This window comes from Allobosea sp. 05L423 (assembly GCF_056397745.1).
Genome location: NZ_JBFTOA010000009.1, coordinates 134,311 through 153,690, shown reverse-complemented (window position 1 = coordinate 153,690; position 19,380 = coordinate 134,311). Strand labels below are relative to the sequence as shown.

18 protein-coding genes are annotated in these 19,380 nt (G+C 64.9%); 5 read left to right on the top strand and 13 right to left on the bottom strand.

The features are described 5' to 3' along the window. Positions 1-53: 53 nt before the first annotated feature. The 3 genes from AC1DNE_RS19750 (at position 54) to AC1DNE_RS19740 (ending at position 2,625) form a co-directional block, all read left to right on the top strand. Complete coding sequence (locus tag AC1DNE_RS19750; RefSeq protein WP_441472692.1) at positions 54-497, top strand: tripartite tricarboxylate transporter TctB family protein; 444 nt, start codon at positions 54-56, stop codon at positions 495-497. 11 nt (positions 498-508) lie between these two features. Further along, positions 509-2,008 (top strand): tripartite tricarboxylate transporter permease, encoded by a 1,500-nt coding sequence (locus AC1DNE_RS19745; protein WP_441472693.1) that lies wholly within the window; start codon positions 509-511, stop codon positions 2,006-2,008. A 278-nt stretch (positions 2,009-2,286) separates the two neighbouring features. Next, complete coding sequence (locus AC1DNE_RS19740; RefSeq protein WP_476766742.1) at positions 2,287-2,625, top strand: hypothetical protein; 339 nt, start codon at positions 2,287-2,289, stop codon at positions 2,623-2,625. A 139-nt stretch (positions 2,626-2,764) separates the two neighbouring features. On the opposite strand, the gene AC1DNE_RS19735 is transcribed toward AC1DNE_RS19740, so the two are convergent. Next, positions 2,765-3,367 carry a GlcG/HbpS family heme-binding protein gene (locus AC1DNE_RS19735; protein WP_476766743.1) on the bottom strand — a complete coding sequence of 201 codons (603 nt, stop codon included), beginning with the start codon at positions 3,365-3,367 and terminating at the stop codon, positions 2,765-2,767. Between the two features lie 50 nt (positions 3,368-3,417). On the opposite strand from AC1DNE_RS19735, the gene AC1DNE_RS19730 reads away from it, so the two are divergent. Next, positions 3,418-4,323, top strand: a complete 906-nt coding sequence (locus tag AC1DNE_RS19730; RefSeq protein ID WP_441472696.1) for a LysR substrate-binding domain-containing protein — start codon at positions 3,418-3,420, stop codon at positions 4,321-4,323. 150 nt (positions 4,324-4,473) lie between these two features. On the opposite strand, the gene AC1DNE_RS19725 is transcribed toward AC1DNE_RS19730, so the two are convergent. The 8 genes from AC1DNE_RS19725 to AC1DNE_RS19690 form a co-directional block, all read right to left on the bottom strand. Continuing rightward, positions 4,474-5,364: a type 2 periplasmic-binding domain-containing protein gene (locus AC1DNE_RS19725; protein ID WP_441472697.1), complete on the bottom strand. Its 891-nt coding sequence runs from the start codon at positions 5,362-5,364 to the stop codon at positions 4,474-4,476. Positions 5,365-5,443: 79 nt separating this feature from the next. Then, a complete protein-coding gene (locus tag AC1DNE_RS19720) occupies positions 5,444-6,529 on the bottom strand; it encodes an ABC transporter ATP-binding protein (protein WP_441472698.1) in 1,086 nt (361 codons plus the stop codon). Next, positions 6,522-8,279, bottom strand: a complete 1,758-nt coding sequence (locus AC1DNE_RS19715) for an ABC transporter permease (RefSeq protein WP_476841161.1) — start codon at positions 8,277-8,279, stop codon at positions 6,522-6,524. The genes AC1DNE_RS19720 and AC1DNE_RS19715 overlap by 8 nt, the downstream gene beginning before the upstream one ends. 28 nt (positions 8,280-8,307) lie before the next feature. After that, on the bottom strand, positions 8,308-9,369 hold the full coding sequence (locus AC1DNE_RS19710) for an ABC transporter substrate-binding protein (RefSeq protein ID WP_476766744.1): 1,062 nt from the start codon (positions 9,367-9,369) through the stop codon (positions 8,308-8,310). Positions 9,370-9,470: 101 nt separating this feature from the next. Beyond that, entirely contained in the window at positions 9,471-10,169 is a 699-nt protein-coding gene (locus AC1DNE_RS19705; protein WP_476766745.1) for a 4-carboxy-4-hydroxy-2-oxoadipate aldolase/oxaloacetate decarboxylase, read from the bottom strand. Beyond that, on the bottom strand, positions 10,166-10,888 hold the full coding sequence (locus tag AC1DNE_RS19700) for a PIG-L deacetylase family protein (RefSeq protein WP_476766746.1): 723 nt from the start codon (positions 10,886-10,888) through the stop codon (positions 10,166-10,168). The genes AC1DNE_RS19705 and AC1DNE_RS19700 overlap by 4 nt, the downstream gene beginning before the upstream one ends. Continuing rightward, complete coding sequence (locus tag AC1DNE_RS19695) at positions 10,885-12,141, bottom strand: CaiB/BaiF CoA transferase family protein (protein ID WP_476766747.1); 1,257 nt, start codon at positions 12,139-12,141, stop codon at positions 10,885-10,887. Before AC1DNE_RS19695 ends, AC1DNE_RS19700 begins: the two co-directional genes overlap by 4 nt. After that, a complete protein-coding gene (locus AC1DNE_RS19690) occupies positions 12,141-13,097 on the bottom strand; it encodes a hydroxymethylglutaryl-CoA lyase (RefSeq protein WP_476766748.1) in 957 nt (318 codons plus the stop codon). The genes AC1DNE_RS19695 and AC1DNE_RS19690 overlap by 1 nt, the downstream gene beginning before the upstream one ends. A 156-nt stretch (positions 13,098-13,253) precedes the next feature. Here AC1DNE_RS19690 and AC1DNE_RS19685 point away from each other — a divergent pair, with 156 nt between their 5' ends. Next, positions 13,254-14,186, top strand: a complete 933-nt coding sequence (locus AC1DNE_RS19685; RefSeq protein WP_476766749.1) for a LysR substrate-binding domain-containing protein — start codon at positions 13,254-13,256, stop codon at positions 14,184-14,186. A gap of 107 nt (positions 14,187-14,293) precedes the next feature. Here AC1DNE_RS19685 and xylA read toward each other — a convergent pair whose 3' ends face one another. From xylA to AC1DNE_RS19665, 4 genes are read right to left on the bottom strand one after another with little or no spacing between them, the layout of a single operon-like run. Beyond that, complete coding sequence (gene xylA / locus AC1DNE_RS19680; RefSeq protein WP_476766750.1) at positions 14,294-15,601, bottom strand: xylose isomerase; 1,308 nt, start codon at positions 15,599-15,601, stop codon at positions 14,294-14,296. After that, positions 15,598-17,064, bottom strand: coding sequence for a xylulokinase (gene xylB / locus AC1DNE_RS19675; RefSeq protein WP_441472707.1), 1,467 nt, complete (start codon positions 17,062-17,064; stop codon positions 15,598-15,600). The genes xylA and xylB overlap by 4 nt, the downstream gene beginning before the upstream one ends. After that, a complete protein-coding gene (locus tag AC1DNE_RS19670; RefSeq protein ID WP_441472708.1) occupies positions 17,064-18,245 on the bottom strand; it encodes a Gfo/Idh/MocA family protein in 1,182 nt (393 codons plus the stop codon). Before AC1DNE_RS19670 ends, xylB begins: the two co-directional genes overlap by 1 nt. Then, positions 18,245-19,300, bottom strand: a complete 1,056-nt coding sequence (locus AC1DNE_RS19665) for a sugar phosphate isomerase/epimerase family protein (RefSeq protein ID WP_441472709.1) — start codon at positions 19,298-19,300, stop codon at positions 18,245-18,247. Before AC1DNE_RS19665 ends, AC1DNE_RS19670 begins: the two co-directional genes overlap by 1 nt. Between the last annotated feature and the right edge of the window lie 80 nt (positions 19,301-19,380).

Here is a 19,380-nt window from a genome sequence, read left to right as displayed (position 1 = left end):
CGGGTCCGGGGAGATTCGGGCACGTCTCGCAGCAAGCTCTTGGAGTGTGAAACATGCGGATAGCAATCACGCAAAGCTGCGTCGCCGGCCTGCTTTTCGCGTTGTTCGGCGTGGCAGGGCTTTGGTTCATTCGTGATCTCGGCGTCGGCTCGGCGCTGCGCATGGGGCCAGGGTATCTGCCCAAGCTCATGTGTTGGCTCCTGATCGCATCCGGGGCGATTATCGCGGCAAACGGCCTTGTCAGGGGCAGCCCCACAATCGGGCGCCTTCAGCTTCGGCCGGCTGCCTGCATCGTCGGCAGCATCGTCGCCTTCGCCCTGCTGATCGATCGCGCGGGCCTCGTTTCTGCGACTTTCGCGGGTGTCACCATCGGCGCGCTGGGCGGGCACGAGTTCCGTCTGCGCGAGGCACTGCTTCTGTCCACCGGTCTGGCGGCGTTGTTTTCGCTCGTGTTCGTCTACGTGCTCGGTCTGCCAATCAAGATCTTCCCGTTCTGAAGGGCGTGGCGATGGAAATCTTCGATAATCTGGTGCTTGGGCTCGGCGTCGCGATGACGCTGGAGAACCTCCTGTTCTGCTTCATCGGAGCGCTGCTCGGCACGTTGATCGGCGTACTGCCTGGCATCGGTCCGGTCGCGACCATGGCGATGCTCCTGCCCATTACCTTCTACCTGTCGCCGACCGCCGCCCTGATCATGCTGGCGGGAATCTATTACGGCGCGCAGTACGGCGGATCGACCACGGCCATCCTGGTGAATATTCCGGGAGAGGCGACCTCCGTCGTCACTGCGCTCGATGGCCATGCGATGGCGCGCAACGGGAGGGCCGGCGCGGCGTTGGCGGTCGCGGCGCTCGGTTCCTTCTTTGCCGGCACGGTGTCGACGCTGCTGATCGCTATCGCCAGTCCGCCGCTGGCGCGGGTCGCCCTGGAGTTCGGGCCGGCCGAGTACTTTTCGCTGATGATCCTGGGCCTTGTCGGCGCTGTCGTCCTTGCCCAGGGCTCTATCCTCAACGCCATCGCGATGACGATCCTCGGATTGCTGCTCGGACTGGTCGGCACTGACCTCAATACCGGCGACCCCCGCATGACTTTCGGCGTGCCGGAGCTCATGGACGGCATCGGCTTCATGCCGATTGCGATGGGCATGTTCGCTGTCGCCGAGATCATCATCAATCTCGAAAAGAAGCAGAGTGCGACGCCGAGCAGCGTCATTGGCAGCCTGATGCCGACGAAGGAGGAGTTCCGGGCCTCTGTCGGGCCGGTTCTCCGGGGCACGGCGCTCGGTTCGGCGCTCGGCGTGCTTCCCGGTGGCGGAGCGCTGCTCGCTTCCTTTGCTGCCTACTCGCTTGAAAAGAAACTGGCCAAGGACCCTTCACGTTTTGGCAAGGGGGCGATCGAGGGGGTGGCGTCGCCCGAATCGGCGAATAACGCCGGAGCGCAGACGTCCTTCATCCCGATGTTGACGCTGGGGATTCCGTCCAATCCGGTCATGGCGATGATGCTCGGCGCGCTGATGATCCACGGCATCGCGCCGGGGCCTGGAGTGATGACGAGCCAGCCCGCGCTGTTTTGGGGCCTCATCGCCTCGATGTGGGTCGGCAATCTGATGTTGCTCGTCATCAATCTGCCGCTGGTCGGCATTTGGGTCAGGCTGGTGAGGGTGCCCTACCGGCTGCTCTTTCCATCGATCCTGCTGCTCTGCGCGGTCGGCGTCTACGGCGTGAACAATTCGGCCTTCGAGGCGGGCTTGACCGCGCTGTTCGGCATCCTCGGTTACGTCTTCCACAAGCTCGGCTGCGAGCCGGCACCGCTGTTGCTTGGCTTCATCCTCGGACCGATGATGGAGGAGAACCTGCGGCGCGCGCTCATCCTCTCGGCAGGCGATCCCGTCGTGTTCCTCACCCAGCCGATCAGCCTGGTGCTCCTGCTGATTGCGGCGGTCCTGCTCGCCCTTGTGATCCTGCCAAACTTCCGGACAGGCCGGGAGAAGGTGTTCCAGGACGCCTGACAGTCCTGGCTGCGGCCTGTGCAGGCCAGTCGAGCGCTCGATGTTCCCCGTCTGCCGCGATGTGCAACGATCTCTCTGGGCGTGTGGCGGCTCCGCGACATGCCCCTGCCATCGTGACGGTTACCGATCGTCCGCGCCGGCTCCCCTGCATAGGCGAGCACTGCGGTTCGGCGGGCATGACATGCTGATCGGAGGGCCGCTCGTAGCCGGCTGCTGGCGGCTTGGTCGCCGGTGTCCATCGCTGCGTTCGCAGCGCGGGCCTCTCCGGCGGAACTGTCGTGATTGAGGCTGCGGGCAGCGACATCGATGTCGCTACCCCAGTCGATTCCGACACGACATGCAGGATCCCCGTGCTACGAACCGCTCGGCTCATGCGGGCGTCCGGTGTTCGCATCATGTCGGTGATACCGGATGCCAGCCGTTCCACCGGCGAAGGCATGTTGCCGACTTCGGGCATTCCGGGATGCCCGACGCCGTCGAGCATGACGAGGATGCTCGTCACCTATCGGCATCGAGGCGGGGCCGTCGATGCGCCGGCGAAAATCCCGGAGGTGTTCGAAGATGACGGGCAGCCCTTTCCATTTGAGGAAGGCGGCCAGGGGCCGGCGCTTCGATGACCGCGCCGGCCGGGTGCGAGATTACCCCGCAGACGATGACAAGGAGCCGTTGACTGCGCACTTTGTCGATGTCGTCCGCTGCTCTGGCCGTAATGGATCGCGCGAGATCGGGGCGGAGGTGCGGGGCCCCGTCGAATGGTTATTTCAGGGCGGCCAAGCCGGCAGCGGCAATCTTGCCGTCTTCGTCAGACTGCGCGCCCGATACGCCGATTGCTCCAATCGTAACGCCGTCCTTGACGATGACGAGGCCGCCTTCGAGCGGAACGATGCCGCGCAAGGCGAGTAGCCGGACACCCAGCCCGCCCTTGGCCAATGCGTCTTCCGAACCCTTGGTGTTGCCGCGATAGAGGCAAGCGGAGCGCGCCTTATCCTCTGCGACAGCGATGCCTCCGAGGTTGGCATTGTCGATCCGATGCAAGGCAACAAGATTGCAGCCGGAATCGACGATCGCCACCGACACCAGCCAGCTATTCTTTTTGGCTTCTGCCTCGGCTCCGGAGATCATTACCTTGGCCTGTTCGAGGGAGATTGGCGCTCCATAGGGTGCGCGCTGCGCTTGGGCCGCACAGGGAACAGCCAGCGCGAGGGCTAGGGACGCAGCGAGGGTGAACTTCATTGTAGGCTCCTGGACGGAAGGTCGGATAACGAAGAGCGCGCGCTCACTGCCGCTCCGCTCGGTCGACCAGGATTTGTCCGCTCCTGACCGCAACTCGACGGTACTGAGGGGCGGAATCGCCGACAATCGTCGGAACTGGAACGCATTGTTCCAAATATGGGTGGATGAGGGTGTGAATGCTTGATCTCAACGACCTGTATTTCTTCGCGCAAGTCGTCGACCATAAGGGCTTCACGACTGCCTCGCGGGCGCTGGGTGTACCGAAATCGAATCTCAGCAGGCGTATTCTCAGGCTCGAAGAGGCTCTCGGGGTTAGGCTGATCAATCGCGGCTCGCGCCATTTCGTGGTGACGCAGATCGGCGCCGAATTCTATCAGCGCTGTCGCGCAGTTGTGATCGAGGCCGAGGAAGCGCAACAGGTCGTCACGAGGAGGCTGGCTGAACCCGCTGGCCGGGTGAGGTTCAGTTGCCCCACACTGCTCGCGCAACATGTGATCGCGGGGCTCCTGCCGCGCTTCATGCGCGATCATCCCAAGGTTGAAATCGTGGAGCGCCTTGTCGGCGTCGATTCAGATCTGATTGACGAGGGTTTCGATCTGGCACTCCGGGCGCATGGCGAAGCGTTGCCGAGCTCCGAACTGATCCAGCGGGTCGTCTGCGAAATTCAACTCATTCTTGTTGCAAGCCCGGCTTTCCTGACGCGGACCGGCCGACCGCGGGAACCGGAAGACCTGGAGGGCCGGGATGGGTTGGCCCGCAACGTGCTCTTCGAGGGACAGTCGTGGCGCCTCGAGCATCGCGATGGGCGCATTGCGACGGTCGGCTATCGCCCGGTCTTCTTCAGCAATGATTGGCTGACGCTTCGCGAAATCGCCGGCCAAGACTTTGGCGTCGCAGCAATCCCGGCTTATGCCTGCCGCGAAGCGATCGCGAGCGGATTGCTCGAACGCGTACTTCCCGACTGGCGCGCAGATCGCGCCACGCTCTCCATCCTGACACCGTCGCGTCGCGGCACTCTGCCGGCGGTGCGCGCGTTCTTGGATTTTCTGCTGAAGAACATACCCGCGGAGATCACGGTGTGATCGCGCTACGGCGTCGTCCTGCCCCCGGAAATCGATCCGGGCCGCGTGCCATTTCTCGGGCATCCTGAGCCGCAAGAAGGACGGATGTCGTGCCGCGGCCCCGATTTACGGACAGGCGGACCGCCTTTGACCATCGCCAGGCCATTATTCTCAAATCAATTTCATAACGTCCTTATAGAGACTGTCGACCGCGCAGCGTTCAGACGTAATTCCCTGTCGAAGGCAGTATGCCATCATCTTTTCAAGGGATGATTGCATTGTTGCGGCTCCATTGATGTTCGGCGTGTCCGGGTCTCCCGGAGCGGCATCTGCGCTTCGTGCCAGTAGCCTCAGGATCTCCCGAACCGCGTCAGGCTCCTCCGCGACGAGCTGGTCGGATACGACCGCGACATGGTTGATCTGGTAATAGCCGAAGCGCTGATGCCAGGCCTCGGGATCGCGAGGCAGGCCATCGTCGATGACGGGGTTGAGCCCGGCACGTTCGTTGGGCACGAGGAGCGCGGCATCGAGCTCTCCCGTCAGCAGCATCTCTCGAAGTCCGGGTGTGGCCGGAGCGCGCCGGACCGTCGCCGGAGGATTGGCCGAGGGCAGATGCGGCTCCTCGACCGTGACCCATTCGATGGCGTCCGCCGGGACGTCCCAAAGTTCATCAAGCAGGCCGCGGACCCAGGCCGGGCTGGTTTGCGCATAGGCTCTGACGCCGATGCGCTTGCCGGCGAGCTGCGTGGGAGAAAGGTTCCCCCGGCGCTGGTCGTGGACGAGGGCGGGGTGCTGAACGCGGTGGTTGAGCGTGACCGGCAGCAGGCTGAGAGGCAAACCGGCCTCATACGCCTGCAGGAAGGTCACCAGGGCGAGTTCGCCGAATGCGAAACCGGGGTCGTTGAGGAATTGCTTGAAGCCGTCCTGGATCGGCCGGGCCTCGACATAGGAAATGTCGAACAGGTCGGAGCGCAGCGCGCCGCTCTTGAGCGCCTTGGTGCGCGGCGTGTCATCCAACAGCGCTTTCAGCACGGGCCGCGACCGCGATGATGTGGAGATCATGATTGTCTGGACTCCCGTTTGAACGCTGGGTTGCTAGGTCGAGCTGCGCGCGTGCACGAGGCTGGTTTCGCGATCGATCCTATGCCGCGAACAACACGGCTCCGTCCGAGGGGACCCAGAGATAAACTTTCGAGGACGTGACGTCGGCGTGCGATTCCACCTTCGCGATCGATCCGGCGACCTCGAGCTCGTATTGGAAGCGGGCGCCCAGATAGCTGCAGGACAGCACGCGCGCCGACAGAACTGCACCATCCTCGTCCGGTCGCTGTTCCTTCGATTGCAGCAACCGCATCCTGTCCGGGCGAACCGAAATGCGAACCGAACTTTCGAGCGGCAGATTCCTGTGGCTCTTCAGGCGCAGGAACTGGTCCTCGCCGATGCTTACGACGTTGCCGTTGGCGGTGTCGTTCCCGACGATCCGGCCCGGGAAGAAGCTGCTGGTGCCGATGAAGTCTGCCACGAACGGGTCGGCGGGGCTGGCGTAGATCTCCTGCGGGGTGCCGATCTGGACGATGCGGCCCTTGTTCATGACCACGATCCGGTCGCTGAGCGCCAGCGCCTCGCTCTGGTCATGGGTGACATAGATCGTGGTCAGCCGAACCTGATCCTTGAGTTGGCCGAGCCAGACGCGAGCGCGTTCGCGCAGCTTGGCGTCAAGATTGGAGAGCGGTTCGTCGAGGAGCAGGACGTCCGGCTTGTAGACCAGCGTGCGGGCGAGGGCGACGCGCTGCTGCTGTCCGCCGGAAAGCTCATGCGGATAGCGATCGGCATAGCTTTCCATTTCCACGAGGGAGAGCGCCTGGGAAACCCGCTGATCCCGCTCGGCGCCCCTGACTCTCCTGAGCTTGAGCGGAAAGGCGACATTGTCGCGCACGCTCATATGGGGCCACAACGCATAGGACTGGAAGACGAGCCCAAAATTGCGCTGCTCCGCCGGCAGGGAAAAGCCGTTCTGCCCATCGAACAGCACAGTCTCGCTGGTGCTGATCGAGCCGTCCGTTGGCTGGTCGAGTCCCGCAACCGCTGCAAGGGTCGTCGACTTGCCGCAGCCCGATGGGCCGAGAAGGGTCACGAACTCGCCATCGGCGATGTGAAGATTGAAGTCGCTGAGGGCCGTGACGTCGCCGAAGCGCTTGGTCAGTCCTTGGATGATGAGCTCAGTCATAAAGCTTGACCTTGAAGAGCGTCCGCGCAGCGAAGATGAACAGCACTGTCAGCAGGATCTGGACCGTCGCCAGAGCCGACAATGTGCCCATCTCGCCGAGGACCCAGTATTGCAGGAGCRTCGTTCCGATGACCTCGCTGCCGGGCGCGATCAGGAAGATGGCGATCGAGTATTCTTTCAGGAAATGGATGAAGAGGATCGCGAAGCCCGAGAATATCGCCGGCTTGATGAGGCGCAGGATGATCGCCCGGACCGCCGTCAGCCAGTCCGCGCCGACGACGCGGGCAGCGCGGTCCAGGTCCGGGCCGATCTGCAGGAGGGCAGGCGAGAGGCTCGCGAAGGCAGTGGGGATATAGCGCATCGTATAGGCCACCATCAGGACGACGATGCTGTTGCGGAGCCAGCCGAGCGGCGGGATGAAGACCATCGCATAGAAGAAGCCGATGCCGGCGATCAGGCCCGGGATCGCGCGCGGGAACAGTGCGACATATTCAAGCGCGCGCCGGAATTGGAAGTCGGAGCGGTGAACGACGAGGGTCAAGGCGGCGATGAAGGCAATCGCGACAGCGCTGCCGACGATCGCGATGACGAGGGTATTGCCGATTGCCCGGAGATTGGCCTCCGATGAGAAGACCGCGCCGAAATTGTCGAGCGTCAGGACGTCCGCGAGCGGTACGAGCGGGCTGAGGAAGCGCGTAAAGGCGCGCAGCACGAGCACCCCGAGGGGAAGCACGATGAACAGAGTCGTGTAGGTGAAGAGGAAGCCGAAGGCGATCCAGCGCATCGCGCCGAGATCGAAGAGCCGCTTGCGCGATGCCTTGCCGCCGACGGTGACGTAACGGCGCGCATTGCGCAGCATCCGTCCTTGCAGGAAGACGAGGATGGACACGATGATCAGGAGAAGCGTCGCGGCCGTCGCAACCAGGCCGTAGTTCGGGCGCGGGGCCGCCACTCCCTGCGAATAGAGATAGGTCGTCAGAAGCGTGATGCCGCCCGGCTCGCCGAAGATGAGGGGGATCGACAGCATCTCCAGGGAGCTGGTGAAGCTGAGCACGCTCCCATAGAGGATCGCCGGCGTGAGCAGCGGCAAGGTGATCGAGACAAGCGTGCGCACCGCACCCGCGCCGCAGCTGCGTGCTGCGTCTTCGAGGGCGGGATCGGCGAGCTTGGTAGAGCCCAGGCAATAGAGCGCCGCCAGCGGTGATTGCGAGATGCCGGCGACGAGCGCCATGCCGCCCAGCGAATACAGGTTCCAAGGCTGCTCGCCGACAATCCCCTGCACCCACAGGGTGATGTAACCGGCCGGTCCGTACATCAGGAACCATCCGAACGACAGGATGAGATGGGAGATGAACAAGGGCCAAAGCAGCATGCTGCCGAAGAGGCGCCTCCCCGGCACGTTCGTGCGGCCGATCAGGACGGCGCTGACGACGCCCAAGAACTGCGACACGACCGTCGAAATGAAGGCGAAGACCAGCGTGTTGTAGATGATCGTGCCGAAGCCTTCCGAGCCGAACAGGTCAAAGTAGTTCTTGATGCTGAGCTGCGCCTGATCGTCGTAGAGCGGCCGGTCCAGCACGGACTGGTACAACAGCGGCAGGATCGGCCCTGCGACCAGGACCAGCGCCATGACGGCGATGACATATTGCAGGATGACGCTGCGCGCGGGGTGGTTCGCCAGTCCCGATGCGAGTCCGGTCCGGCGCTGCATCGCGCGTGCGTCGAACACGGGGATGTCTAGGTGGCTCATGACGGTTCCATTCGTTTCGTACCGTCGGTCAAGCGCGGTTGGCTTCGCGCCATTTCCGCACGAAGGATTCGTGATCGCTCACCAGACCGCGGTCGTAGTTGACCAGGATCGTATTTCCCGAGCCGATTTCCCTTTCGATCTGCGAGAAGGTCTCGGCGCCGCCGACGCTCTCTGACGTGACAGACGGTCTGACGGGCGTGCGCGAGCCTGCCGCCAGCGCCCTCTGCCCGGTCTCCGACAGCATGAAGTCGAGGAGCAGCTTCGCCGAATTTGGACGGGCCGACTTGATGGGAATGCCGAGGCCGCGGAAGACCATCGGCGTGCCATCGCTGATGTAGCTCATGCCGACAATGCGCGCGCGTGCCGGATCGCGGACCGCGGTGCGGGCGGCCGACGATCCGCAGAAATAGGCCAGGACGTATTCGCCGGTGGTCACTTTCTCGACCATCGGACCAGCCGAGCGTTCGAACCGCGTCTCCGGCCCGAGCGTGCGGTACCAGTCCCAGACCTTGTCGCCATGATGCTTGGCGAAAAAGTAGTGGGCATTGTAGCCGTAGGACGTCAGGTTGGCGCTGTAGCTCGTCAGCTTGCGGCGAAAGATGCCCGGGTTGGCCTTCACCTTCTCGACAAGGTCGGCGAAACTGGTCGGCCAGAGCTTCTCGGGCAGAAGCGCCTTGTTCCAGAGGAAGACGAGCGGGTCGAGCGCGGCGGTATAGAGCCCCGGGCTCGGCAGACTCCAGACCGGATAGGCACTGGCCTCCGGCGACGCGTAAGCCAGGATCTGCTTGCGATCGATCATGTCGATCCAGGCGTCGGGCGCCACGGTGACGATGAGATCCGCCGTGCGGCTCCCGGTCGCGGATTCCGCGAAGTAGCGCTCCATCGCCTCGTTGGCGTTGATGTCCAATGTCTGGACGGAGATCCAGGGATACGCCGCCTTGAAGGCCTCAAGCGTCGGGCGCCATTGGCCCGGCGACATATTCGAATAGGCGATCAGATCCGGCTCGCCACGCGATGCCTCGATGATCTTCGCATAATCAGGCGGATAGTTTGCAGCTGCGCTCTGCGCCGTAGCCCTGGTCGCGGACATGGCCAGTCCGGCTGCACCCATCTGCAAGAAACAACGTCTGTCCATCATTGGTCATCCTCCCATTTTTTTATCGTTGGAGATGTCTAGTCGGATCGGTGAGCTTATCGCTCCTTCGCGGAAACGTATTTCAGGCCTGCCCGCTCGAGTGCAGGTCTCATCGCGTAGATATCGAGGCCCAGTTCACCGGCCGCGAGCCGGGCACGTCTTTCGCTCTCGCCGGCGATACGTTTGCGAGCCGCAATGAGCACCGCTTCTGCGCGCAGACGAGGCAACACCAGGACCCCGTCGTCATCGGCCACGACAACATCGCCGGGCTGTACCTGGGTACCGGCGCAGACCACCGGAACGTTCACCGATCCCAGCGTCGCCTTCACGGTGCCGCGTGCGGAGATCGCGCGGGACCAGACCGGGAACCCCATTTCCGTCAGTGAGCTCACGTCGCGGACGCCGGCGTCGATGACCAGCCCTCTCACGCCGCGAGCCCGAAGGGAGGTCGCAAGCAGATCGCCGAACATCCCGTCGGTATTTGCGACAGTGCAGGCGACCACGAGGATGTCGCCGGGCTCGCATTGCTCGACGGCGACATGCAGCATCCAGTTGTCGCCGGGCTGTGCGAGGACCGTCACCGCGGAGCCGGCGATCGAGGCCCCGGCAAAGATCGGCCTCATCGACGGGTCCATCAAGCCCGGCACACGGCCGGCTGCCTCATGCGACGTGGCGACGCCACACGTGCCGAGTTCGTCGATGACTGCTCCGTCGGCGCGTTCGATATCGGTGACGACGACGCCGAGTTCACTCATGCGAAGGCCTCCACAGCCTCGGGATATGCGGAACTGTAGGCCTCGCCATAGGTCATCGGCCGCCCGGAGTTGCGCCCACCCTGCATGCCGCGATTGAGGGCCACGCGCTCATAGTAGTCCCAAAGATGCCGCTGGGCCGGCAGCGCCTCGAAGGCCTTGCGTTTCACCTCCCAGACGTCGGTGATGTTGAGAATGCGGTCGGGCCGGAAGCCACATTGCTCGGGCTGATGCGGTTCAAAGGCGTAGAGCTGAGGTGCATTGTAGCTGACCGATGGGCCCGGCTTGTGACCGGCCGCCTGCGCCACGATGCGGGCCTCGCGGGCAAAGCGGGCGGCCTCCGGATGGTCGACATTGTAAGGGTCGGCATCTGCGTGCGTGAGCACGAAGGAGGGCTTGAGTTCACGATAGATGTCGATCATTCGATCGAGCATGGCCGAGGTCAGATGCAGCGGGTAATCGCCGGCGTCGAAAAACTCGATCTCGGCGCCGAGAACCGCCGCAGCAGCCTCGGCCTCGACCTGACGCGCGCGTTTACAAGCTTCGAGCGTCATGCCCGGTTGTTTCCATGCGCCCTGACTTTCGCCGCGCTCGCCGAAGGAAAGGCAGACGATCTTCATGCGCACACCTCGGAGGGCATGCAGGGCAATCGCGCCGCCGGCGCGCCATACGAAATCGCCGGGGTGGGCGCTGACCACCAAACCGCTTGCAGGCGCCGTCATATCTCGTTCCCCAATGCTGTGCCGCTTGGATCGGCTGAAGACAAAAGCGAGCTGAGTTCGGCGCCTGCGATCACACCCGCCTGGTTCATGCGGGCGATCTCGTGGGGCGTGTAGCCGATCTCTGCCAGGATCTCGGCGGTATGCTCGCCGAGCTTTGGCGGCTGGCGCTCGATGCCGGGGCGCTCGCCATTGAAACCGACGGGCAGGGCAGGCAGGCCGAAGGTCTCGATATCCCCGGTGAGCTTGGTCACGGCGACGTCGAGCAAGCCTCCGCTGGCGGTCAGATGCGCGTCGGCGAAGAGATCGGTGGGCTTGCCGACGGGCGCGAAGGGGATCGATGCCGCTACGCAGCGTTCCTCGACCATTGCCCGGTCATGTGGGAGGAGGGCTTCCTGAATGCGTGGCAGCAGCCAGCTCCGCTCGGCATTGCGCAGCGCATTGGTCGCCAGGCGCGGATCGCCGGCGAGTTCCTGCAAGCCGAACATCTCGATGAAGCGGCTCCATTGCATATTGCTGGTCACGCCGATGAAGACCTGCTCATCGCCGGCGACGTCGAACACGTTGTAGATGGCCCACGCCCCGTGCCTGATCGGCATCGGGCGGGGATCGTTGCCCGTCGCGGCAAAACCTGCCATGTGCGTCAGCATCAGGAAGGCACCGGTTTCGAACAGGGCACTGCCGATCTTCTGCCCCTTGCCGGTGCGATCGCGCTCCGGCAGTGCTGCCAGGACGGCGGTGACCCCGAAGATTCCGCCCAATATGTCGGTGATCGACGAACCGGCCCGAAGCGGTCGCCCAGGCGGGCCGGTCATATAGGCGAGGCCGGTCTGGAACTGGATGACCTCGTCGAGCGCTGGCCGCTTCTCGTAGGGACCCGCTAGAAAGCCTTTCAAGGCAAGATAGAGCAGACGTGGATTGACGGTTCTCAGGTCTTCGTAGCCGCAGCCCAGCCGCTCCATCGTTCCCGGACCGTAGTTTTCGATGACGACATCCGCGTCGGCGGCGAGGCGATGAACGGTCTTGCGCCCCTCCGCGCTCTTCAGGTCGACCGCGAAGCTGCGCTTGTTGCGGTTGAAGCCCGGAAAGAATCCAGCGCCAAAGCCCGGCAGGCTGCGGGTGTGGTCGCCTTCCGGCGCTGGCTCGATTTTGACGACATCGGCACCGAGATCGGCGAGCAGGAGGCCCGCCGTCGGCCCCATGATCATATGGCTGAATTCGAGGACCTTGAGCCCTCGCAACGGCTTGGCGGACATCAGGCGGAACCTCGCAGCGCATCGAGCGAACCGGCATGGATCAGTTCGCTGGGGAGGGTGTGGCCGACGATGGCCTCGGCCATGCGCCCCACCTCGATCAGGGCATCCAGGTCGACGCCCGTCTCGACGCCGATTTCGTGGCAGAGAAGGACGAGTTCCTCTGTGCTGATGTTGCCGGCCGCGCCCTTCTGGCCCGCAAAGGGGCAGCCGCCGAGTCCTCCGACCGTGGAGTCGAAGAAATCGACACCCATTTTCAGGCCTGCATAGGCGTTTGCTACCGCCAGGCCGCGGGTGTCATGGAGATGCAGCGTGATGCGCTTGTCCGGCCATTTCGATCGAACCTCGCCGACAAGCGCCTCGACGCGCGGCGGCGTCGCCCAGCCCATCGTATCCGACAGGGAAATTCGCTCGATCTCGACACCGGCTTCGGCGGCGACGGCAAAGCCGTCCTTCAGGGTCGCGATTACCCGCTCGCGCGGCACGTCTCCCTGATAATTGCAGCCGAAGGCAGCCATCACGCCGACCCGCCTGACCGGGACACCGCGGGCGATGTGGAGAGCTGTCTGCTTGCGGCTGGCCTCGACCTGTTCAGCGTGGCTGCGATTGAGATTCTTGCGCGTGAAAGCTTCCGAAGCCGTCAGCGAGATCGAGCCGTAGAGCGTGAGCTTGTCACCGGCTGCGAGCGCTCGGTCGAGACCTTTCTCGTTGAACCACAGCGCCGTGTAGCTGACGCCGTCCTTCGGCTTCATCTGGGCGACGACTTGGTCGGCGTCGGCCCAGCCGGGGACGACCCGCGGATTGACGAAAGAGCAGACCTGGATGCGCTTGAGGCCGGTCTCGGCAAGCGCCTCGATCAACCGAACCTTGTCTGCTGTTGCGATCGGACCCGGCTCGATCTGAAAGCCCTCGCGTGGGCCTTCCTCGTGTATCTCGATGGAGGCTGGAAGATCAGCCATAAGCCCGAAAACCTCCCGAATTTCTCAGCGGCCAGAGGCGCCGCCTGTTGATTGCCGCCAATTTGCGTATCGGGAGCGATATCGTCCAATATATTTTGAGGTGCCGTGTGAAAGCTTGTACGTATCACTCGGCTGACGTCATCGAGGCAGGTGTCCATGGAAATTCGGCATGTCCGCTACTTTCTCGCGGTGGCGGAGGAAGCAAGCTTTCGTCGCGCGGCAGAGCGGCTGAACATCAGCCAGCCCCCGCTGAGCAGCCAGATTCGCGACCTTGAGCAAGAGCTCGGAACGACGCTGTTTCATCGTTCCGCGCAGGGCGTCGAGTTGACAATGGCCGGGAAATTCCTGCTGGAGCCCCTCCGGGATCTCCTCGATCGATTCAACAACACTCTCGCCTTGGCAAAATCCGCCGGGCGCGGTGAAGCTGGTCGGCTCCGCATCGGCTTCCTGGCGTCGGTTTCAATGCACGAAATGTTCCCGCGCATCCTGAGAGCGTTCCGCCAGCGCTATCCCGATGTTGTCCTCGACATGGCTCATCTACCGACCGGGACGCAGCTTGAGATGCTGGCGAATGATCAGCTCGATCTCGGTTTTTTGCGCCCGCTAATGCCGAGTTCGCCGTTGCGGAACATACAGATGATCGAGTTATGGCGCGACAGGCTCGAGATTTTCTTCTCGGCCGACCATCCGCTTTCTCGCAGCGATGGCGCGGTCGACCTGGAGGCTCTTGCGGATGAGGCCTTCGTCACGTTCAAGCGGCAGGTCGGCAGCGGCTTGTTCGAGCATACGCTGGCGCTCTGCAAAGGCGCCGGTTTCGTCCCACGGGTGGTGCAGCAGAGCAGTGACGGCGGCGCGTTGCTCGGCTTCGTCGGCGCGGGGCTCGGTGTCGCCATCCTGCCGCGGGTTTACGCCACCAGAGGCTTGCCTGGAGTTGGTCATCGCGAGCTGCGCGCGCGCGATGCGAATACCGGAATCGCCTTGGCGAGGACCTTGAACAAGCCGGCGCCTCTCGCGGAGCGCTTCCTTCGACTCGTCGAAGAGGTTCGTGACGCAGGTTCCGATGATCTAATGAAGCCAATCCCAGGTTGAGCAGTGTCGGAATGGCAGGCGCTGCCTTTCGTCCTGCTGCGCCCCGAATTTAGGCGGCGGCGGAGAATGCCGGGCCGCCTGCCCTGCAATGAACGGCGGCTGTTCTGTCAGGCCAGCCGCGCGACCAGATTTTCCAGCGCTTCCTGCCGGCCGCTCCTCGGCGATGGGCCGGCGCCGCTTGCTTCGGCGCGCGCTGCCAGAGCACTCAAGGCAGTCTCGCCTGCGAGGATCTTCTGTCCTTCGGCGCCGGACCAGCCGGCATAGCGTGCCTCCCGCTGCGCATCGAGCGTCCCGTCCTGCACGATTCTCTCCGCGATCAGCAGCGCGCGCGCCATCGTGTCGATGCCGCCGACATGGGCGTGCAGCAAATCCGCGATGTCGATGCTCTGACGGCGGATCTTGGCGTCGAAGTTGAAGCCGCCATTGCCCAGGCCGCCATGCCTGACGATCTCCAGCATTGCCAGCGAAAGATCCTGGGCGTTGTTGGGGAACTGGTCGGTGTCCCAGCCGTTCTGTGGGTCGCCGCGATTCATGTCGATCGAGCCGAGCAGGCCGAACGCCGCAGCCGTCGCGATCTCATGCTCGAAGGAGTGACCCGCCAGCGTCGCGTGGTTGGCCTCGATGTTGAGCTTCACTTCGCCCAGCAGCTTGTGCCGGGCAAGGAAGCCGTAGACCGTCGCGACGTCGCGATCGTACTGATGCTTGGTCGGCTCCATCGGCTTCGGCTCGATCAGGATCGTGCCCTTGAAGCCGATGCGATGCTTATGCTCGACGACGAGGTTGAGGAAGCGGCCGAGTTGGGCATCCTCGCGGGCGAGATCGGTGTTCAGCAAGGTGTCATAGCCCTCGCGCCCGCCCCAGAGCACGTAGTTTCGGCCGCCGAGCCGCTGCGTCGCCTCCAGCGCATGCTTCACCTGGCCGGCGGCGAAGACGAACACGTCGGGGTCGGGATTCGTGGCCGCGCCGGCCATGTAGCGGGGATGGCTGAACAGGTTGGCGGTGCCCCAGAGCAGCCTGATGCCGGTCCGCTGCATATGCGCCTCGACACGCTCCAGCACGCGGTCGAGCATGGCGTTGCTCTGGCGCAGGCTTTCCCCTTCCGGCGCGACGTCGCGGTCGTGGAAGCAGAAGAACGGCAGGCCGAGGCGTTCGAGGAAGGCGAAGGCCGCGTCGGCCTTGTCGAGAGCGGCCTCGAGCGGGGCACCGGAGAACCAGGGCCGTTCCAGGGTCGGTCCGCCGAAGGGGTCGAGGCCGTTGGCGACAAAGGAATGCCAGTAGGCGACGGCCGGGGACAGCCAGTCTTCCATGCTGCGCCCCAGCACCTGCCGGTTCTTGTCGTAGTAACGCAGGGCGAAGGGATCGCTCGCTTCGGAGCCGACGAAGCGGATGTATGGGAGTTGGTCGAAGACGGTCATGATATGCGTCCCGTATCCGCGAAGAGCTGATGAAGGGTGGGGTAGAGAGAACGATAGATCGCGCGGCGCCGTGCCAGCGCTTCCGCAAGCCCGGGCTCCGGCGCGTACCGCGCGGTCACCGGCGGACGCGCCGCGGCATCCGCTAGGCTGGCATCGCCGGCCGCGACCCGCGCCAGGCGCGCGGCTCCGAGCGCCGGACCGACCTCGCTGCCAGCGACGGTGTGCAGGGGGCGGCCGAGCACGCTCGCCAGGAGCCCCAGCCAGAATGGGCTGCGTGCGCCGCCGCCGATCGCGGTGAGCTCCGCGATCGGCCCGCCGCGCGCCTCGAGCGCGTCGAGTCCGTCGGCGAGGGCGAAGGCAACCCCCTCCAGAACGGCGCGCGTCAGCGCGGCACGGCCGGTTTCGCCGGAAAGACCGAAGAAGACGCCGGCTGCGGCCGGATCGTTATGCGGGGTCCGTTCGCCCGAAAGATAGGGCAGGAAGACCAGCCGCTCCTGCGCCGGCGCGCTTTCCGCCTCGCGCAGCAGGCTGGCTTCGTCGGCGCCGAGCAGCCGGGACAGCCAGGCGAGCGAGGCCGCGGCCGAGAGAATGACGGACATGCGATGCCAAGTCTGCGGCACGCAATGGCAGAAGGCGTGCACCGTCCGCTCCGGATCGGCCACATGGCCGGAATCGCTGACGAAAATGACGCCGGAGGTGCCGAGCGAGAGCAAGGCGTTGCCGGGATGGACGCAGCCGATGCCGAGCGCCCCCGCCGCATTGTCGCCGCCGCCGCCGGCAACGGGGATACCGGCCGGCAGGCCGAGAGCGCGGGCCGCGCCCGGCTGAAGCCTGCCCGAGACCTGCGTGCCTTCGACGAGGCGCGGCATCCGGGTTTCGTCGAGGCCGCAGGCTGCCAGCATCGCCGGTGACCAGCGCCGGGCGGCGGTGTCGAGCCAGAGCGTGCCGGAGGCGTCCGACATGTCCGAGGCGAGCTCCCCCGTCAGCTCGCGCCGCAGCCAGTCCTTGGGCAGGAGCACGGTGGCGATCTGTGCGAATAGCTCGGGCTCGTGCTTTCGTACCCAGAGCAGCTTCGGAGCCGTGAAGCCAGGCATGGCGAGATTGCCCGTGATGGCACGGCTTCTAGGCTCCGACGCTTCCAGCTCGTGGCATTCGGCCGCGCTGCGCCCGTCATTCCAGAGGATGGCCGGGCGCAGCACGCGCCCGGCACGGTCCAACAGCACGGCGCCGTGCATCTGGCCGGCGAGCCCGATCCCGCGCACCCCGGAAAGGTCATGGCTGTGTGCGAGCTCGGCCGTGGCTCGGCAGGTGGCGTCCCACCAGTCAGCCGGTCGCTGCTCGCTCCAGAGCGGCTGCGGCGCGGCGACGGTCAGAGGGGCCGTGGCATGCCCGACGAGACCGCCGTCCTCGCCGGTCAGCACAGCCTTGACGCCGGAAGTCCCCAGGTCGATCCCGATATGCATCAGGCCTCGACGGGCTTCCAGGCCGAGTTCGCAGCGCTGGAGGCGACCGCCGCGGCGATGAAGGCCATGCCACGCAGACCTGCGGCTATGCCCGGCACCAGCATGCTGGCCGGATCGGGAGATCGCTTCTCCAATCGCGCGAAGATCTGCTCCGCTGCGTCGCGATAGAGCTGCGCGAAGCCCTCGAGATAGCCCTCCGGGTGCCCGGCGGGGATGCGGCTGGCATGGGCCGCTGCGGTGCCGGCGCCGGCCCCGGCGCGCCGGATGGTGCGGGGAGGCTCGCCATGGGGGGCGAACAACAGGCGATTGGGCTCTTCCTGCGCCCATTCAAGCCCGGCCTTGTTGCCATAGATCCGCAAGCGCAGTGCGTTCTCGTTGCCCGGCGCGACCTGGGATGACCAGAGCATTCCGCGCGCGCCGCCCGCGAAACGCAGCAGCAACTGCGCGTCGTCGTCCAGCCTCCGGCCGGGGACGAAGCATGTCAGTTGCGCCGCGACAGCCTCGCAGCTGAGGCCGCTGACGAACTCGGCGAGATTGAAGGCGTGGGTCCCCAGATCGCCCAGGCCGCCGGCGGCGCCAGCGCGCGCCGGATCGGTGCGCCAAGCCGCTTGCTTCTGGCCGGTTTCCTCCAGCCGGGTCGTCAGCCAATCCTGCGGATACTCCGCCTGCACGACGCGGATCGTGCCGAGCTCGCCCGACTCCACCATCTCGCGGGCCTGCCGGACCATCGGATAGCCGGTGTAGTTGTGGGTCAGGAAGAACAGGCCGCCGCCTCGGGCCGTCGCCGCAGCGATGGCTGCGGCATCCTCGTTGCGATGGGCCAGAGGCTTGTCGCAGATGACATGGATGCCTCGCTCAGCGAACGCGCAGGCTGGCCCGGCATGCATGTGGTTTGGCGTGACGATAGCGACGACGTCGATGCCATCCAGCCGCGAAGCTTCCCGCTCGGCCATCTCGGCGTAGTCTGCGTAGCTGCGCTCGGGAGCTATGTGGAGTTCGGCTGCGCTCGCTGCAGCCCGGGCCGGGTCCGACGAAAGCGCCCCCGCCACGAGTTCGTAGCGGTCGTCCAGCCGGGCGGCGATGCGATGCACTGCTCCGATGAAAGCGCCCTGGCCGCCACCCACCATCCCGAGGCGCAGCCGGCGGCGCACCGTACCGTTGCTCTTGCCTTCGATTGCCATCAGCCGATCCCCAGCAGCAAGCGGTTGGCGGCCTCGTCGACGCCGCTGGCCGCGAAGTCGTCGAACGCTCGTTCCACGGCCTTGATCAGGTGGCTGGCGATGAACGGGGCCCCTTCGGCTGCGCCTTGCTCGGAATCCTTGATGCAGCACTCCCATTCGAGCACGGCCCAGCCGTCGAAGCCGTATTGGGTCAGCTTCGAAAAGATCCCGCCGAAATCGACCTGACCATCGCCCAGGGAGCGGAAGCGCCCGGCACGCTGTGCCCAGGGCTGGAAGCCGGAATAGACGCCTTGCCGGCCACTCGGATTGAACTCGGCGTCCTTCACGTGGAACATCCGGATCCGCTCGCGATAGATGTCGATGAAGGCGAGATAGTCGAGCTGCTGCAGCAGGAAGTGGCTGGGATCGTAGAGGATGTTGCAGCGCGGGTGGTTGCCGACCTGCTCGAGGAACATCTCGAAGGTGATACCGTCGTGCAGATCCTCGCCGGGATGGATCTCGTAACAGAGATCGACCCCGGCCTTGTCGAAGGCGTCGAGGATTGGGCGCCAACGCTTCGCCAGTTCGGCGAACGCCGTCTCGACCAGCCCCGCCGGGCGCTGAGGCCAGGGATAGACGAAGGGCCAGGCCAGCCCTCCTGAGAAGGTGGCATGGGCGGTCAGCCCGAGATTGTGCGAAGCCTGCGCTGCGAGCAGCAGTTGTTCGACCGCCCATGCTTGTCGGGCCTTCGGATTGCCGCGCACTGCCGGCGCGGCGAAGCCGTCGAAGGCGAGGTCATAGGCGGGATGGACAGCCACGAGCTGGCCCTGGAGATGGGTCGACAGCTCGGTCAGCTCGACGCCCGCCTCGGTTAGGACGCCCTTGACCTCGTCGCAGTAGGTCTTGCTTTCGGCCGCCTTGCGCAAGTCGAAAAGCCTGGCGTCCCAGCTTGGGATCTGGACGCCCTTGTAGCCGTGCCCCGCCGCCCAGCGGGCGATGCCGGGTAGGCTGTTGAATGGCGCCCCGTCGCCCGCGAACTGGGCAAGGAAGATGGCTGGCCCCTTGATCGTCTTCATCCTTGATCCTCCCGTGATGTCAGCGGGCGCCCGGAAAGCGCTTCAGATGGGATTGGCGACGAAAGCGCTGCCGCGGCACT

Coding starts and splice junctions, on each gene's coding strand:
- AC1DNE_RS19750 (WP_441472692.1), top strand. CDS start 54: ATGCGGATAGCAATCACGCAAAGCTGCGTCGCCGGCCTGCTTTTCGCG.
- AC1DNE_RS19745 (WP_441472693.1), top strand. CDS start 509: ATGGAAATCTTCGATAATCTGGTGCTTGGGCTCGGCGTCGCGATGACG.
- AC1DNE_RS19730 (WP_441472696.1), top strand. CDS start 3,418: ATGCTTGATCTCAACGACCTGTATTTCTTCGCGCAAGTCGTCGACCAT.
- AC1DNE_RS19725 (WP_441472697.1), bottom strand. CDS start 5,364: ATGATCTCCACATCATCGCGGTCGCGGCCCGTGCTGAAAGCGCTGTTG.
- AC1DNE_RS19720 (WP_441472698.1), bottom strand. CDS start 6,529: ATGACTGAGCTCATCATCCAAGGACTGACCAAGCGCTTCGGCGACGTC.
- AC1DNE_RS19710 (WP_476766744.1), bottom strand. CDS start 9,369: ATGTCCGCGACCAGGGCTACGGCGCAGAGCGCAGCTGCAAACTATCCG.
- AC1DNE_RS19705 (WP_476766745.1), bottom strand. CDS start 10,169: ATGAGTGAACTCGGCGTCGTCGTCACCGATATCGAACGCGCCGACGGA.
- AC1DNE_RS19700 (WP_476766746.1), bottom strand. CDS start 10,888: ATGACGGCGCCTGCAAGCGGTTTGGTGGTCAGCGCCCACCCCGGCGAT.
- AC1DNE_RS19695 (WP_476766747.1), bottom strand. CDS start 12,141: ATGTCCGCCAAGCCGTTGCGAGGGCTCAAGGTCCTCGAATTCAGCCAT.
- AC1DNE_RS19690 (WP_476766748.1), bottom strand. CDS start 13,097: ATGGCTGATCTTCCAGCCTCCATCGAGATACACGAGGAAGGCCCACGC.
- AC1DNE_RS19685 (WP_476766749.1), top strand. CDS start 13,254: ATGGAAATTCGGCATGTCCGCTACTTTCTCGCGGTGGCGGAGGAAGCA.
- xylA (WP_476766750.1), bottom strand. CDS start 15,601: ATGACCGTCTTCGACCAACTCCCATACATCCGCTTCGTCGGCTCCGAA.
- xylB (WP_441472707.1), bottom strand. CDS start 17,064: ATGCATATCGGGATCGACCTGGGGACTTCCGGCGTCAAGGCTGTGCTG.
- AC1DNE_RS19670 (WP_441472708.1), bottom strand. CDS start 18,245: ATGGCAATCGAAGGCAAGAGCAACGGTACGGTGCGCCGCCGGCTGCGC.
- AC1DNE_RS19665 (WP_441472709.1), bottom strand. CDS start 19,300: ATGAAGACGATCAAGGGGCCAGCCATCTTCCTTGCCCAGTTCGCGGGC.